The sequence below is a fragment of the Amycolatopsis sp. NPDC033938 genome (assembly GCF_055575975.1).
This window is the reverse complement of record NZ_JBVIRO010000009.1, coordinates 291,830-305,821: the sequence shown is the minus strand read 5'-3', so window position 1 is coordinate 305,821 and position 13,992 is coordinate 291,830. Positions and strand designations below refer to the sequence as shown.

The following is a 13,992-nucleotide window of genomic DNA, read 5'->3' as shown; positions in this document are numbered from 1 at the left end:
TGTGGACAGGATTCTCGAAGGGCTTAACGCGCAATTTCGTCGAGAACACGACCTCGACAATCTTAAGCCGGACGAACTCTTCGAAGCATTTTGTACATTTTGCATACTCCGCTCTATTTATGAAGACGAGTTCGACCCAGAGGAATTCCGCACTGGGGGCGGAGGTGATCTTGCGATCGATTCTGCGGCTGTGCTAATAAACGGCGATCTATTGATTGATCACGCTGACATTGAGTCATCATTAGAAAATAGTCGTGTCGCCGACGTGCACTTTATTTTCGTGCAGGCAAAGACGTCGTCCAGCTTCGACGGGCGTGTGATTACAGACCTCGCCGATAACCTGCATACGCTCTTCGAATCCGGGAAGTCTCGTTATCCCATGTCGCAAGAAATTATGAGCTTCAAGAGGTCGGTGGAGCTCATCTATAAGGACATTGGAAAATTAAAGCAGCTTCCTCAGCTGACGATTTATTACACGACGAGCGGGCGTCTGACCGACGATACTTATCTTGAGAGCAAGCGCAAATCTGCAATTTCGCGCCTAGATGAGACAAACTTGTTCCGAAACGTCGCGTTTCAATTACTTGGCGCTCGCGAATTGCGTGACCTGTATCAGCGAGCCACTACAGCAGTTTCCGTCGACTTCTCCATGCAGAAGCGAATCTCGTTGCCAAAGATAGCTGGCGTCGAACAAGCGTTTCTCGGACTCCTCCCTGCGGCTGATCTTGTGAAAGTGCTGACAGATAAAGCGGGCGGCATCCGAAAGTCAGTCTTTTTCGAGAACGTGCGCGACTTTCAAGACTACAACACCGTTAATCAGGAGATTCAAGGCACGCTTCGAGACGCAGAGCGACGGGAACGTTTTGCTGTTCTAAATAACGGAATTACCATCGTGGCGCGTGAGATAAAGACGGCAGGCGACGACGTCAAGATAGCGGATTTTCAAGTCGTTAACGGATGTCAAACTTGCCACGTGCTTTTCGACGAAAAGGAAACACTTGGCAACTCAGTCTGGGTCTCCTTGAAGCTCATTGAATCCAAAGATGAGGATGTTATTTCTGGAATTATTGCCGCAACTAATCGCCAGACGGCTGTGACCGACGAAGATCTTGAAGCGAAGGAGAGATTTCATAAAGAACTTGAGGATCTCTTCAAGTCTTTTGACGAGTCGGAACGACTGTATTACGAGCGTCGATCAGCTCAATATGCACCACAGGTTGGACTAGAAAAGACAAGAATTGTTTCCCGAGGTCAGTTAACTCGCGCGTACTCCTCGGTATTTCTAGGTGAAGCAGCAAGGGCTGGACGATTTTATCGCGTGCTTCGCGAGTCGCGAAAAGACGAGCTATTTACTGAAGGTCAGTCGACAATGGCCTACTATACGAGCGCAGCCGTCTCATATCGCGTCGAATGGATGATTCGCAACAAGAAGATCGACCGCAAATATGGGCCTGCGAAGTATCATCTCATGGGCGCATTCAAAACGCTTATTCTTGGAAATGTTGAACTAGACCGCTCTCCCCGAAAAGCCGACCGGCAGTGCAAGGAGATTCTTGCAGTCGCGTGGGATGCACAAAGATCGACTGAACTGATGAAAACAATTATAGATGCGGTAGAAGAAGCCATTTCAAGTGCCCATACTACCGAGCTGATTCGTGACTTTCTGCGTTCCCAACGCTTCACTACTTCACTCAATCAAGCCCTGGAAGCGCGAGTCAAATAGCTCATTTTGTCAGCACGAATATGCGCTTAGACTTACTGACTTCTCATCTCCGCTTCTCCGTCGATGCAAACTTGAGCATAGTCAGCAATGGACACGACAATCTCGATTGCCACAGCCAAACGCTTTCCCAGTTCGACTACGTCAACGTGTCCATAGTCAGGACGAGCCGGACGCAGAACTCCTTCTGCGTCTCGAACCTCGCTATACCTGAAAGTTTGCCCATTTGGGTCAGTAGCGTCAATTTTTTTGATTACTTCTTCAACCTCCGGAGGAAGTTGTTCCTGGCCGCAATCACGAAGAAGCTCTTGCAGCCAAATGCCAAGCTGGCTAAGGCTGTGCGTGTTCGTGAGCTTTCTAGGTTCAGCTTTTCCTGCATATTGAGACATTCGCTTAACTGCATCTTTTAATGCCAGCTCTAAACCATGCCGGAAGGTGAGTGCAATCGGAACGTAGAGCCCATCGGGCGCCACTCCGCTGAGCACGGCTTGAACAAGTATCTTTCCGGCAGCTTGAAAACCCATCGCCAAAAACATGTCGTCTTCGATACCGTACCCATAGGTCGCATTGTGCGACCAGTTACTTTCGGATGGCCCAAGCAACTCTGACATGACCAGTATTGTCCGCCGACCACCTCAGGAGCACAACCAATTATCCGATACGCCAACCGCGACAGCTACAAAAAGTGCACGAGCGACCACGTTTCGCGACAAGACACTCTTGCGTCGTTCCATATTTCCGACAGGGACCTCAGCCGCTTTCAAGCCAGCAGACCCCCAGCTTCTGCTCGCGCGAAGCGCCATGCCGGACGAGGATCGCAGGGGCCTACTGATCTCGACATGTCGGGCGCCAGGAGAGCGTTCGTCTGCACGCGCGCGACGTTCCCATGTACTTCGAGCCCAGTGTTCGGATGGCCGGTCGCAGTCAGGATCTCCACCCCCAGGCTAATGCGTCTACCGAACGAGCTGGAAGGATGGGGCGCATGATGCGTCGGAAGCCGTCAGCCAGGTCGGCAAGTATCGGTGTGGCTCGGACCAGGCTGGCGGTCGAAGAGGAACTCGGCTGGCTGTTCCGGGAGCAGGTCATGGAAGACTTCGGCATCGACGCCCACCTGGAGGTAGTCGACGACGAGGTCGTCACAGGAAAGCTGGTGGCCCTTCAGATCAAGAGCGGCCTGAGTTTTTTTCCAGGAAAAAGGTCCAGACGGTTGGTGGTTCCGACCAGCGAAAGACCATCTGCGCTACTGGACGAATCACGTACTACCGGTTCTCCTTGTGATGTATCACCCGGAGACTAAGCAATGCCATTGGCAACTTATAGACGGTAGCACGTTAATCGAGACTTCCACCGGCGGTTCTAAGGTGCTGGTGCCGGAACGGCAAGTCTTGAGCAAGAGTGCCCGGGAGAAACTTCGTTCAATCGCCAATAGTCGTAACAATGCGGTAAGAGTGGAGACGTCGCCTAGCTCGAACAGTCCGAGCCCTATGAGGTCGGTTAGTTGGTACGGCCAGCGCATGCCGGAAAAAGTTCGCGCCGCGGTAGTCTCCTCGGCCTACCGTGCAGCCGACCAGGTGGGGTGGGACCAGCTTCCCAACGTCGAGCGATCGAGGCTATATTCTGCATGGGTCGACGATCCGGCCATAGGTGGCATTATGGCTCCATACTTCTCCAAGCAGAGTACTCGAATCTGGCTAAAAGACTCGCTAATGAAGGAGTATACGCGGGCCAAAGAGGGAGAAGGCCCCTATGCTCAATTCGTGAAAAAGCGATACCAGACACCGAATGAGATCGTGTCAGCAGTATTCGGGAATGGATGGTTCGTCGAGTCAGGATCGGTAACCATCAAGCCCTCTCACTGTTCCGCAACAGATGGAATCAATCGACGAGATATTTTTGGGGCGAAGCCAGCAGCTTCGCAAATCTACTTGTTTCAGCGCTCCTTGTGGCAGAGAAAGAACTTCTTAAGCCGACTATTGTTATCCTGCATCGCGAGAATATTTCCATGGAACGTCGACTAACTCTCAGGGAACTTGCCGACAGAGCGCAGATTGAACTAACATTCTTAACACGCGTCGAAATAGCAGTTTAAAGATATCGATCCCGAAGTCGCTCCCTCTAGTGCGGCATGAAGTCTCTGGAAGAATCACCCAAAATGAACACGTTCGTTCGATGCCAGGCAAAGTAGCGATCCGATTTGACACTGTGAGCTACACAGAATCGGTCCTGCAAATGAGAGAGACGGGCCCGAAGGTGGCCTTCAAACAGATCATCCGTTGGTTTTGTCTGCACAAAGCCATGATGATCGACGGTTATCCAGCCTGATTCGTATAGCATGTCACAACCGAAGGAGCAGGCCAGCATAGCCACGTTGGTCAGATCGCGGCGTTCTTGGTCTGAGCAGACCGCGCGCTTCTTGATGTGCGCAGCTACGAGAAAGTTGATCGGGTATCGGTCGCCGCAGAGTGCGCACTCCGCGGATGTCGCACCTCCGGCCAGGAGCTTGCGTAGCTTCCTCTGCTCGGTGCGAACTTTGACACTAGTGACCGCGTCGAGCTCACCGAAGTGAAGATCGTTTGCCACCTCGTCATCGGTCGGCTCGTGCAGGAATACCTCCGCGGGTGAGCCGGCAAACTGCGCTCCAGGAAGAGTCGCCAGTACTGCGCCGACGAACGAGCTCCTGTGCCCCAGTTCGCTGACCGTCACCCGCACAGATCCGCGCTCGGCGAGCTTGTCCAAGCCTTTCTGCACCTCACTTGCCCCGACGGGCTGGCCGTCCGGAGAGCGTTCGGTCCGCACGAGAGCGACATCACCACGAACCTCCAGCACGGTGTTCGGGCTACCGGTCGCGGTCTGAATCTCAATACCGGTCAGGGCATCGAGCAGCTCTTTCGCCTTCGGCAGTTCCCTCGACGTGGCAAGCTGGTGAACCGGATCGGTAAGCGGGTTGACGAGATCCGCGGCAAGCTGAGCTGCGTCTTTGAGGTGGTATCCCGGAACTTCGAGCCGAAGCCGGATGCGTTTACGGTTGTTGCCTTCCTTCCGCGCGCCCGCGGGCAGCCCAACACGTCCCTGGGCACTGGTGATATCTAGCCTCAACTGCTCGACATCGGTCACGTCGGAGAGCTTCAATGGCCCTTTGAGCAGGGTTCGTTCGTCCTCGGGCAACCTGGAAACCCTCGCAGAGGCAACCAGGGCGGTCAGCAGAACTGCGTCCCGCTCACGCAGGCGCTCCAGCAGCAGCCTCAGCGCGGGAACGTACTGATCGTTGCGCGGACGGTCCGCTCCAGCCGTCCGCCCTCCAGCACTCTCCAGAACAAGGCTCAAGCATCCCTCATCGACCTCCACGCCGAAGTCCGCATTCAGTTCCACACCACGAGCATCACGAAGTCGCACAAGGCCAGCCTTGCATGACCCACCGACACTTTCCCGAGCAAACGGCTGGCGTGGGCTTGCCGTCCTGCTGGTGGAGCCCTGTGATGACGTCTAGGCTGACGATCCAGTCCTACACGCTCTGAGCCTCATTTGGGCAGGTGGAGGCGTGTGGATAGTGAGCAACACCCCCCTCGGACACCGCTTTAGGTGAGATCCCACCAGTTGCGAGAACCTTCACTCAACTTTACCGAGTGAAGGTTTCTTTTTTTCAGCGGTGGGCGACCCGGCAGCACGACGCGGGCGAGCAGCCCGACAACGGCTGCGATCCGCGGCGACCGGCCACGCGAGGCCAGGCCAGGTAGACAGCCCCGTCGAAGTATCCAGCCAGCCCGAAGCTGATCGACCGAGTAGGTACGCACCCTCGTAAACGGTGAACCCGGCACGCCGATCAATAGCGGCTGTCGAACTGACGCGTCGACTGTCGCGGCTCCCCCTGCGCGAGCACGTTCACACGAGTGGGCCAGATCGCGTTCATCCGGCCCGACGAGTGCGTTCGTGCCCATCCGGGCCCCGAGGTCGAACGGGTCGGCCACGGACGCCCGGTTGCCACACCGCCAGACGGGGCCAGCCTCTTGATCAGGCACAACAGTCTTGACACATCACATTTTGTGCATAATGCTTCCGAGTCGCCCCTCCCTGCCGAGCGAAAGAGGTGTCCATGGCGGCCACCGAGCCCGACGTGACGAACCGGACGATGCGGCGCATCGCGATAGCGAGCGGAACCGGCACCGTCATCGAGTACTACGACTTCTTCATCTTCGCGACGGCCGCGGCCCTCGTGTTCCCCAAGGTGTTCTTCCCCGCGCTGGGCTCCGCTGCCGGAGTGGTCGCCTCGTTCGCGACGCTCGGCGTGGCGTTCGTGGCGAGGCCGGTCGGATCGGTTCTGTTCGGGCACTTCGGTGACCGGCTAGGCCGAAAACGGACTCTGGTCACGACGCTGCTGATCATGGGCTTGGCCACCGCGCTGGTGGGTCTGATGCCGACGGCGGGGCAAATCGGCGTCATCGCACCGATTCTCATCGTCATCCTGCGGTTCCTGCAGGGCCTCGCGGTCGGCGGCGAATGGACCGGGGCGACGCTGATGGCCGCGGAGAACGCGCCCAAGGCCAAGCGCGGCTTCTGGTCGATGTTCGGCGCGCTGGGTGGATCGATCGGCTTCGTACTGGCGAGCGTCACCTTCCTGATCATCGGCGAGACGATGTCCGACGAGACCTTCCACAACTACGGCTGGCGGATTCCCTTCATCGCCAGCCTCCTGCTGATCGCGATCGGGCTGTTCGTCCGGCTGAAGATCGACGAGACACCGGTGTTCAAGGGCGAGGTGTCGCAGCGGGGCACCTCGCGGGCGCCGTTCGTCGAGGCGCTCAAGAGCCAGCCGCGCGAGATCGCCTTCGCCTCTGGCGTGCTCGTGATGACCTTCGCCTTCTACTATCTCGCCGTCGGGTACCTGATCAACTACGGCACCGCCGTGCTCAAGCTGCCCCGGACCACCGTGCTACTGATTGGCATCGCGGCGGGCTTGATGTTCGGGCTGGCGATCGTGCTGGGAGCCGCGTACTCGGATCGCGTGGGACGCAAGAAGGTCATCCTCGCTGGGAACGCGGTGGCGGTGGTGTGGGCACTGGCGCTGTTCCCGATCCTCGACTCGGCCTCGGCTGTCACCTTCGCGATCGGCTCCTGCGCGACGACGCTTATCGCCGGCTTCGCGTACGGGCCGGTCGGCGCCTTCATGCCGGAGTTGTTCCAGACGCGCTATCGGTACACCGCCACCGGGTTCAGTTACAACGTGGCAGGTGTCCTCGGCGGCGCGGTTCCGCCGCTCGTCGCGGCGGCGATCACCGCGGCGTACGGGGGTTTCGCGTTCGGGATCTTCCTCGCCGTGCTCTGCTTGATCAGTCTTGGCTGCACGCTCGCCCTCCGCGAAACCAGGAACGCGGAAATGAGCGAACCCGTGAAGGCTCCGGTCCACTGACGGCGTTCCTTGTGGTGCCGCTCCGGCAGCGGCACCACAAGGGGTCAGCTGTCGAAGACCACGGTCGAGGCGTCGACAGCGGCACCGCCACCGTCGGCGACCAGCACGTGCCCGGTCACCATCGAGGCGTCGCCGGACGCCAGGAACGCGCAGCACGCGGCGATCTCTTCAGGCTCCGCCACCCGACGCAACGGAACGTGGGCCGCGCTCGCCGCATAGGACTCGTCGAGTGTGATGCCCTCTCGCTGGGCGAGGTGGGCCATGCTCCCCTCCGCGAGCGGCGTCCGTATGAAGCCGGGGCAAACGGCATTCACCCGTACTCCCTTGGGGCCGAAGTCGCGGGCGAGCCATTTCGTGAGGCCGATGATCGCCGCCTTGGCCGCGGTGTACCCCGCCGCACCGGGAGGTCCGGCGATCAGTCCCGCGGTCGAGGCGAACAGGACCAGTGACCCGCGGCTCTGCACGAGATGCGGCAGGACCTCACCCGCGAGGTAGAAGGAGCCGTGCAGGTTCACGTCGAGTGCGCGGTGGTACGAGTCGACGTGCTTCGGGCTCGCGCCGCCGCCGATCGCGGCACCTTGGGTGGCGATGACGGCGTCCAGGCCGCCGAGTTCCGCCGCGGCCCGCGCGACGACGTTCCTGACGGCCTCGCGATCGGTGCCGTCGGCGGGCAGGGCGAGTCCTCCGGTCTCCTCGGCGAGCTTGGCCAGCCGGGTTTCGTCGATGTCGGTGATCGCGATCTTCGCGCCGTCTTCGACGAGGCGGCGCGCGGTCGCGGATCCGACGCCGCCTGCCGCTCCGGTGATCAGCGCCCGTTCAGGCCTGCGCGGTGAGTGGACCATGTGTCAGCTCCGTGTCGATGAGGGCTCAGAGGCCAGGTCCGAAGAGGATCTGCTTGAGCTCGGTGAATTCCTGGATGCCTTCCGGGCCGGATTCCCGGCCCCAGCCGGAGCCCTTCCGTCCGCCGAACGGGGCGGTGACGGTGGGGCCGTACGTGTTGATCGCGACGGAGCCGGTGGTGATCCGGGCCGCCGCGGCCATCGCGGCGTCGCGGTCGGTCGTGTAGACCGTCGCCGCGAGGCCGAACCCGGTGTCGTCGGCCAGCGCCAGCGCGTCGTCGAAGTCGCGGTAGGTCAGTATGGCCGTGACCGGGCCGAAGACTTCCTCTCGCGCCAGTTCCGTGCCCCGTCCTACGTCGGTGAGCAACGTCGGCTCGTGGAAGAAGCCGGCCTCCAGCCCTGGAGGCCGGTGCCCGCCCGCGACGACCCGTGCGCCGTTGGCTTTCGCTCGCTCGACGAACCCCTCGGTCCGCTTCAGGGCCGCGTCGTTCACCACTGGTCCGACGCGCGTCGCCGGGTCGAGGGGATCGCCGATCTTCAAGTTCTGCCAAGCGATGCGTAGCGCGTCGACGACCTCGTCGTGACGCTGTTCGGACACCAGGATCCGGGAAAGCAGGGCACACACCTGCCCCGCTCCCCCGGTGGCGCCGGGCACCAGCGACTTCAGCACGCGATCGAGCGGCGCGTCGTCCAGGATGAGCGCGGGCGATTTCCCGCCGAGTTCGAAATGAGTCCGGGCGAATCGGCCGCGGGTGGTGTCCAGGATGCGCTGTGCCGCGACCTGGCCACCGGTGAGGGAGACCAGGTCCACGCGCGGGTCCGCGGTCAATCGCTCGGCTACGTCGACCTCGCCGCACAGGATGCTCAACGCGCCGTCGGGGACCTCGGCCGCGATCGCGCATTCGGCCACCAGCCGCATGATCAGCTGTGATTCCGGCGCGGCTTTGACGATCACCGGGCAGCCTGCCAGGAGCGCCGGGATCACCTTGGTCGCCAAGGTGACCAGCGGACCGTTGTACGCCATGATCGCCACGACCACCCCGACGGGCTCCCGCCGAACGAGGACGTCTCCGAGCGGGGAGTGGCGAACGTCTTCGCGCAGTGCGGCTTCCGCACTGTCCAATGCGGACTTCCACGCACCGGCCGCACCGAACTTGTGCAGGATCGCGCTGTAGGCGACCGGCATCCCGGCCTCGACGGCCCAAACGACGCCGAGCTCCGGGATCCTTTCCTCGATGGCCGTGCAGAAACGGCGGCACACCTTGACCCGTTCCGCCACCGAGGAGCGCGCCCAGGTGTCCCGACCTGGCCCGTCCGCGCTTTCGAGTGCCAGCCTCGCCTCGGCCTCCCCAGGGAGGCCGACCTCCAGGACGACCTCGCCGGTCGACGGAGAGACCACCCGCCGCGTCGGACCGGTGGCCGTCACCCAGTCACCGCCGACGAAGACCGACCCGGAGCCCGGCACCCGGACCCCGGCGACGTCCACGTACCTCATCGGCCGGCGAGGAAGAACGGGCTGACGGGCTTCAGGAACATCGTCGAGAACGGCGGGATCATGAAGTCCGGCAGCACCATCTCCCCGGAGATCAGCTGCCGCTTGACCTCGGCACGGAAACCCTCCAGGTCCCCGGCGGTCTCGTAGATCGCGAGATGCCCGAGGTCCGGTGTCACGACCCCTGGCAGCGGTTTGACGTCGGAGACCTCGAACCGCTGGGCCCGCAGCATTCCCGGTGCCGCCATGATCTGCGGGATGTGCTCCTCGTCGTACCACTTCGCGAAGGTCGCGTCGTCGCCGGTGTGGCGGCTCCAGGCGAAGAACAGATGCCGGTCGTCGAGGTCATCCGCGTCGGTGAAACCTTCGGCGTGGAACGGTTCGCTGACCGCGGTCAGGAAGAGCGCCTTGAACGGCCTGTCCATGAAGTCCGGAAGCACCATCTCTTCCGACATCAGCTTCCGCTTGACCTCGGCACGGAACGGCTCGGCGGAGCCGTCCATCTCGTAGATCGCCAGATGGCCGAAGTCGAGTGAGGTCACGCCCGGCAGCGGCTTGGTGTCGGAGATGAGGAAACGCTGTGCTCCCACCATTCCCGGCACGTCCATCACCTGCGGGATGTGCTCCTCGTCGTACCACCGCGCGTAGGTGTCGTAGTCGGTGCTGTAGGTGCTCCACGCGAAGAACAGGTTGCGGTTCTCCGGGGTCGGCACGCCTGACGTCATGTCACTGATTCCTTTTCTTTACTGGGTAATGGAAATCGTTCAGACGCGACGCTGCAGTCCGTTCCACAGCTTTTCGCGCAGGAGTTGTTTCTGGATCTTTCCCGTGCCGGTCTTGGGTAGTTCGTCGACGAAGACGACCCTTTTCGGGACCTTGTAGCCGCCCAGATGAGCCCGGCAGTGCGCGAGCACACCCTCCGGAGACAGCCTCGGGCCGGGCTCGGTCGACACGAAAGCGGTGATCGCCTCGCCCCACCGGTCGTCGGGTGCGCCGACGACCGCCACTTCGCGCACCCCGTGCAGCTCGGAGATGACGTTTTCTATCTCGCGCGGATAGACGTTGAACCCGCCGGTGATGATCATGTCCTTTCGCCGGTCGAGCAGGAACAGGAAGCCGTTCTCGTCGAGGTAGCCGACGTCGCCGGTGTGTGCCCACCCGTCGGCGAAGGTCTCGGCCGTCGCTTCCGGCTGACGCCAGTACCCGGCGCTGACGTGGTCACCCCGCGTCCGGATCTCCCCGGCCGTCCCTGGCGCGACCGGCCGCCGGTCGGCGTCGACGATCTCGACCTCGACGTGCGGGGTCACCTTCCCCGCGGACGCCAGTCTGGGCAGTCCGCGTTCGTTGGGGGTCTCGACGTGGTCTCCGGGCAGCAGGGTGGTGATCGGTAGCTGGGCCTCACTGGCGCCGTAAAGCTGCTGCATCGCTTCGCCGAAGTAGGCTCGCGCCTTCGCCGCGCGATCGGGCTGGATCGCCGATCCCGCGTAGGGCAGGACACGGACGTTCCCGATCCGCCCGGCGGGCTTCCCCCGGGTGGCGAGTTCCTCCAGCAGCATCGTGATCATGGTCGGGACCAGCGGCAGGACGGAGATCTCCCCGCCCTGCGCCGCGTCGGCCACCCGTGCCGCGTCGAAGGCCCGTTCGTAGACGTTCAGCCCACCGCTCGCGGTGATCACGTCCGCGATACCGCCACTGAAATGGCTGATCGGCGCGGTGTGCAGGGCGGCGTCCCCAGGTCCGAGGGCGGGAAGCACCTCGCGGGCGTTGCGGATCAGGGCGCCGACCGTCCGGTGCGTCACCCGGACCCCTTTCGGCCGCCCGGTCGAACCCGAGGTGTAGAGCAGCCAGGCGTCGTCCTCCGCGTCCGGAAGCGGCAGCTCGTCGTCCGTTCCGGAGGCCACGAACTCCTCGTAGGGAATCCGGCCGTGCGGCTCGCCGCCGCCCAGCACGACGATTTCCTTGACCTGCGGCGGTATCCACGCCGTACCGTGCTCGGCGAGCCAGGCACCGTCCACGAGCGCGAACGCCGGGTCCGCGTCCGCGGCGATCTGGGCGAGCTCGGCCGGATGCAGCCGGGGCAGGAGCCCGACGCGGACGTGGCCGCCCAGCGCGAGTCCTTGGTAGGCCTCGGCCCATTCGCAGCTGTTCGGGGACAGGATCACCACCCGGTCCCCCGGTTCAGCGCCGAGGGACCGGAACGCCCGCGCGACCCGGCGAGCGCGGGTGCCCAGCTCGCCGTAGTTCAACTGCCGGGTGCCGTCCCTGATGGCTGGGCGGCTCGCGTGGTCCTGGTGTGCACGCGCGTAGACGTGCGCCAGTGGAACTGGATGCATCCGGATCACCCGAGCCGGGACGGTGCCCAGTCGCGCGTCGGCGACCGCCACGCGGGCCAGTGATCCTCGGGTTCGGGCCGGGTCACCGACAGGTGGGTGAAGCAGTCCTGGCATTTCACGACCATGCGCGGGCCGAGGTGATTGGCCACCGGGTAGCGGGCGATGTTCGTTCCCTGGCACGACGGGCAGGTGGCCTCGACAGGCCGCCGCTCCACGGAGACACGCGCGGTCTCCGGACGCGGGAAGAGAAGGCGGTCGACGGACATGGAGTGCTCCTCTCAGAGAATCCAGTTCAGGGGTGTCGCGACGGGAACCGACCAGGTCCCCGCATCGCGGCGTGCGGCCAGTTGCTTACGGAGGGAGGCGGTCGCTTCGTGGTCGATCCGGCCTTCGGTCACGACGACACCGAACGCCAGTGCCACGAATTCCTCGCTGTAAAGGCCGTCGTCGAGGTCTCGCTGAAGCCGGCCCAGATCGCGTTCGAGCGGGTCGCCCCAGCCGCCTCCGCCACCGATGACGAAGCGGATCGCGTCGCCTGCCTTGAGCACCAGGCCGGAGAACTTGCCGGTCGAGTACCGCGCGCCTCGGCAGAAACCGCCACCGTTGGGGTCCGGCCTGCCGTCGTCGTCGAACATGCCGAACAGCGGCTCGGCGGCGCGAAGGTCGAGTGGATCTGCGTGCCGTGCCAGGTCGAAGTCCTCGATGTACCAGCCGAAAGCGGGTGCGCCCGCGCCTCCGCCCGCCGCGCCGGGGGCGCCGATCCGGATGCGGTCGCAGGTGACCGTGACCATCGTGTCGGACTGGGCGGTGAGCGTGTACACCGAGCCGAGGCCGCCGCGGTACTGCCCGGCGCCTGCGGTGTCGAGGACCATCTCGTGCTGCGCGACGATCAGCGGACTTTCGATCTCGACGTGTTCCTGCACCGAGGTACGGCAGTTGCCGATCGGGGTGACGCAGAAGGAGATCCCGTCCTCCTTCCAGGTGCCGCCCCAGCCGCCGCCGGTGAGCGCGAAGGCGCCCCAGGGCATTCCCTCGTGTCCGGTGCGGGTGTCGATACCGCCGAGGCTGATGACGAGCGCGGTCCCGGTGTCGCAGGCGATCGACCGGTCGCCGACCGCCTCACTGAGCGCGCTCGCGACCGCGTTGATCCCCCGTGCGCCGATGTCGGCGTGGTTGGAACAGCTCGACGGCGGGAGGACGCACACCACGCTGCCTTGGGGCAGCAGGGTTTCGATGGGACGGAGGGTGCCGCTGTTCACCGGTGTGCCCGGATCGACCATGAGCTTCACCGCTTCGATGCAGCGGGTGGCCTCGCACCAGGCTGTGCCGCAGTTGCCGAGCGGCTGCCGCCCCGAACCGGAGAAGTCGATCTCCATGCTGTCGCCGCGGACCTTCACCGTGACCCGGACGGGGATCGGCTCGTCGGTGACGCCGTCCTCGTCGAGGAAGTCTTCGACGGTGTAGTCGCCGTCCGGGATGCCGGCGATGCCGCGGCGCATGCTTGCCTCGGTGGCTTCGATCGCGTAGTGACCGGCGGCTTTGACCTTCTCCAGCCCGCCGCGCGCGACGAGCGCCTGCAACTGCCGCTCCCCCACGACGAGGCAGCCGTGCAGTGCCCGCAGGTCGCCGAGCACCAGCTGCGGCACCCGGTTGTTCTCGAGGATGTAGTTGAACAGCGGCCGCACGGGGACGTCGTTGGCGTACAGCAGCGACGGCGGCAGCTTGATCTGCTCCTCGAACGAGGTCTGCGTGCCGTTGGAGAAGCCGCCGGGGATCGGGCCGCCGAGATCGACCAGATGCGAGGTCGAGTGCAGGATGAACTCGACGCGGCCGTCCACGAACACCGGCCGCAGCAGGTTCACGTCGGACTGGTGGATGGTGCCGCGCCAGGGATCGTTGACGAAGATGACGTCGCCAGGCTGCAGGGTGTCGAGGTCGAACTCGTCCATCACGAAGTTGACGATGTGCGGCGAGGTGAAAGCGTGCTGCATGCAGCCTTCCCATTGGGCCGCGGTCTCCCAGGCGTCGCCGCTGCGGATGTGGATCGCCGTCGTGCAGTCGAGGATGTCCCGGCAGACCGGGGAGAACGCGCTGCGCATCAGCGCCTCGTTCATCTCGCGCGCGACCTCGATCAGGCCGTACCGCAGGATGTCGAGTTCGGACTCGGCCGTCGTGTGTTCAGCGGACAGGGTCATGATCGCTGC

At 63.0% G+C, this 13,992-nt stretch carries 12 protein-coding genes; 4 read left to right on the top strand and 8 right to left on the bottom strand.

The annotated features are described in order from the left end of the window. Position 1 precedes the first annotated feature (1 nt). Positions 2–1,723, top strand: a complete 1,722-nt coding sequence (locus ACZ5ZX_RS23740) for an AIPR family protein (protein ID WP_465504177.1) — start codon at positions 2–4, stop codon at positions 1,721–1,723. Positions 1,724–1,755: 32 nt separating this feature from the next. Here ACZ5ZX_RS23740 and ACZ5ZX_RS23735 read toward each other — a convergent pair whose 3' ends face one another. Beyond that, positions 1,756–2,331 carry a hypothetical protein gene (locus ACZ5ZX_RS23735; protein WP_465504176.1) on the bottom strand — a complete coding sequence of 192 codons (576 nt, stop codon included), beginning with the start codon at positions 2,329–2,331 and terminating at the stop codon, positions 1,756–1,758. A gap of 371 nt (positions 2,332–2,702) precedes the next feature. Between ACZ5ZX_RS23735 and ACZ5ZX_RS23730 the strand changes: the two genes are divergently transcribed. Both ACZ5ZX_RS23730 and ACZ5ZX_RS23725 read left to right on the top strand, forming a co-directional pair. Then, a complete protein-coding gene (locus tag ACZ5ZX_RS23730) occupies positions 2,703–3,017 on the top strand; it encodes a DUF4365 domain-containing protein (protein WP_465504175.1) in 315 nt (104 codons plus the stop codon). Further along, complete coding sequence (locus ACZ5ZX_RS23725) at positions 2,995–3,738, top strand: hypothetical protein (RefSeq protein ID WP_465504174.1); 744 nt, start codon at positions 2,995–2,997, stop codon at positions 3,736–3,738. Before ACZ5ZX_RS23730 ends, ACZ5ZX_RS23725 begins: the two co-directional genes overlap by 23 nt. 97 nt (positions 3,739–3,835) lie before the next feature. Here the strand turns inward: ACZ5ZX_RS23725 and ACZ5ZX_RS23720 are convergent, their stop codons facing one another. Next, positions 3,836–5,089 carry a hypothetical protein gene (locus tag ACZ5ZX_RS23720; RefSeq protein WP_465504173.1) on the bottom strand — a complete coding sequence of 418 codons (1,254 nt, stop codon included), beginning with the start codon at positions 5,087–5,089 and terminating at the stop codon, positions 3,836–3,838. A 721-nt stretch (positions 5,090–5,810) separates the two neighbouring features. Here ACZ5ZX_RS23720 and ACZ5ZX_RS23715 point away from each other — a divergent pair. Next, positions 5,811–7,124 carry an MFS transporter gene (locus tag ACZ5ZX_RS23715; protein WP_465504172.1) on the top strand — a complete coding sequence of 438 codons (1,314 nt, stop codon included), beginning with the start codon at positions 5,811–5,813 and terminating at the stop codon, positions 7,122–7,124. A 44-nt stretch (positions 7,125–7,168) separates the two neighbouring features. On the opposite strand, the gene ACZ5ZX_RS23710 is transcribed toward ACZ5ZX_RS23715, so the two are convergent. From ACZ5ZX_RS23710 to ACZ5ZX_RS23685, 6 genes are read right to left on the bottom strand one after another with little or no spacing between them, the layout of a single operon-like run. Further along, complete coding sequence (locus tag ACZ5ZX_RS23710) at positions 7,169–7,966, bottom strand: SDR family NAD(P)-dependent oxidoreductase (RefSeq protein WP_465504171.1); 798 nt, start codon at positions 7,964–7,966, stop codon at positions 7,169–7,171. A 25-nt stretch (positions 7,967–7,991) separates the two neighbouring features. Then, on the bottom strand, positions 7,992–9,458 hold the full coding sequence (locus tag ACZ5ZX_RS23705) for an aldehyde dehydrogenase family protein (RefSeq protein WP_465504170.1): 1,467 nt from the start codon (positions 9,456–9,458) through the stop codon (positions 7,992–7,994). Next, entirely contained in the window at positions 9,455–10,180 is a 726-nt protein-coding gene (locus tag ACZ5ZX_RS23700; protein WP_465504169.1) for a hypothetical protein, read from the bottom strand. The genes ACZ5ZX_RS23705 and ACZ5ZX_RS23700 overlap by 4 nt, the downstream gene beginning before the upstream one ends. 39 nt (positions 10,181–10,219) lie before the next feature. Continuing rightward, the gene (locus ACZ5ZX_RS23695) at positions 10,220–11,788 is read right to left on the bottom strand and encodes a class I adenylate-forming enzyme family protein (RefSeq protein ID WP_465504168.1); all 1,569 of its coding nucleotides are present in this window, start codon (positions 11,786–11,788) and stop codon (positions 10,220–10,222) included. 5 nt (positions 11,789–11,793) lie between these two features. Continuing rightward, positions 11,794–12,054 carry a hypothetical protein gene (locus ACZ5ZX_RS23690; RefSeq protein ID WP_465504167.1) on the bottom strand — a complete coding sequence of 87 codons (261 nt, stop codon included), beginning with the start codon at positions 12,052–12,054 and terminating at the stop codon, positions 11,794–11,796. 12 nt (positions 12,055–12,066) lie between these two features. After that, positions 12,067–13,983, bottom strand: coding sequence for a hydantoinase B/oxoprolinase family protein (locus ACZ5ZX_RS23685; protein ID WP_465504166.1), 1,917 nt, complete (start codon positions 13,981–13,983; stop codon positions 12,067–12,069). Between the last annotated feature and the right edge of the window lie 9 nt (positions 13,984–13,992).

What these genes read in the sequence shown, in the direction of transcription:
- ACZ5ZX_RS23735 (WP_465504176.1), bottom strand. Translation starts at nt 2,331, where the DNA reads ATGTCAGAGTTGCTTGGGCCATCCGAAAGTAACTGGTCGCACAATGCG.
- ACZ5ZX_RS23730 (WP_465504175.1), top strand. Translation starts at nt 2,703, where the DNA reads ATGATGCGTCGGAAGCCGTCAGCCAGGTCGGCAAGTATCGGTGTGGCT.
- ACZ5ZX_RS23715 (WP_465504172.1), top strand. Translation starts at nt 5,811, where the DNA reads ATGGCGGCCACCGAGCCCGACGTGACGAACCGGACGATGCGGCGCATC.
- ACZ5ZX_RS23710 (WP_465504171.1), bottom strand. Translation starts at nt 7,966, where the DNA reads ATGGTCCACTCACCGCGCAGGCCTGAACGGGCGCTGATCACCGGAGCG.
- ACZ5ZX_RS23705 (WP_465504170.1), bottom strand. Translation starts at nt 9,458, where the DNA reads ATGAGGTACGTGGACGTCGCCGGGGTCCGGGTGCCGGGCTCCGGGTCG.
- ACZ5ZX_RS23700 (WP_465504169.1), bottom strand. Translation starts at nt 10,180, where the DNA reads ATGACGTCAGGCGTGCCGACCCCGGAGAACCGCAACCTGTTCTTCGCG.
- ACZ5ZX_RS23695 (WP_465504168.1), bottom strand. Translation starts at nt 11,788, where the DNA reads ATGCATCCAGTTCCACTGGCGCACGTCTACGCGCGTGCACACCAGGAC.
- ACZ5ZX_RS23690 (WP_465504167.1), bottom strand. Translation starts at nt 12,054, where the DNA reads ATGTCCGTCGACCGCCTTCTCTTCCCGCGTCCGGAGACCGCGCGTGTC.
- ACZ5ZX_RS23685 (WP_465504166.1), bottom strand. Translation starts at nt 13,983, where the DNA reads ATGACCCTGTCCGCTGAACACACGACGGCCGAGTCCGAACTCGACATC.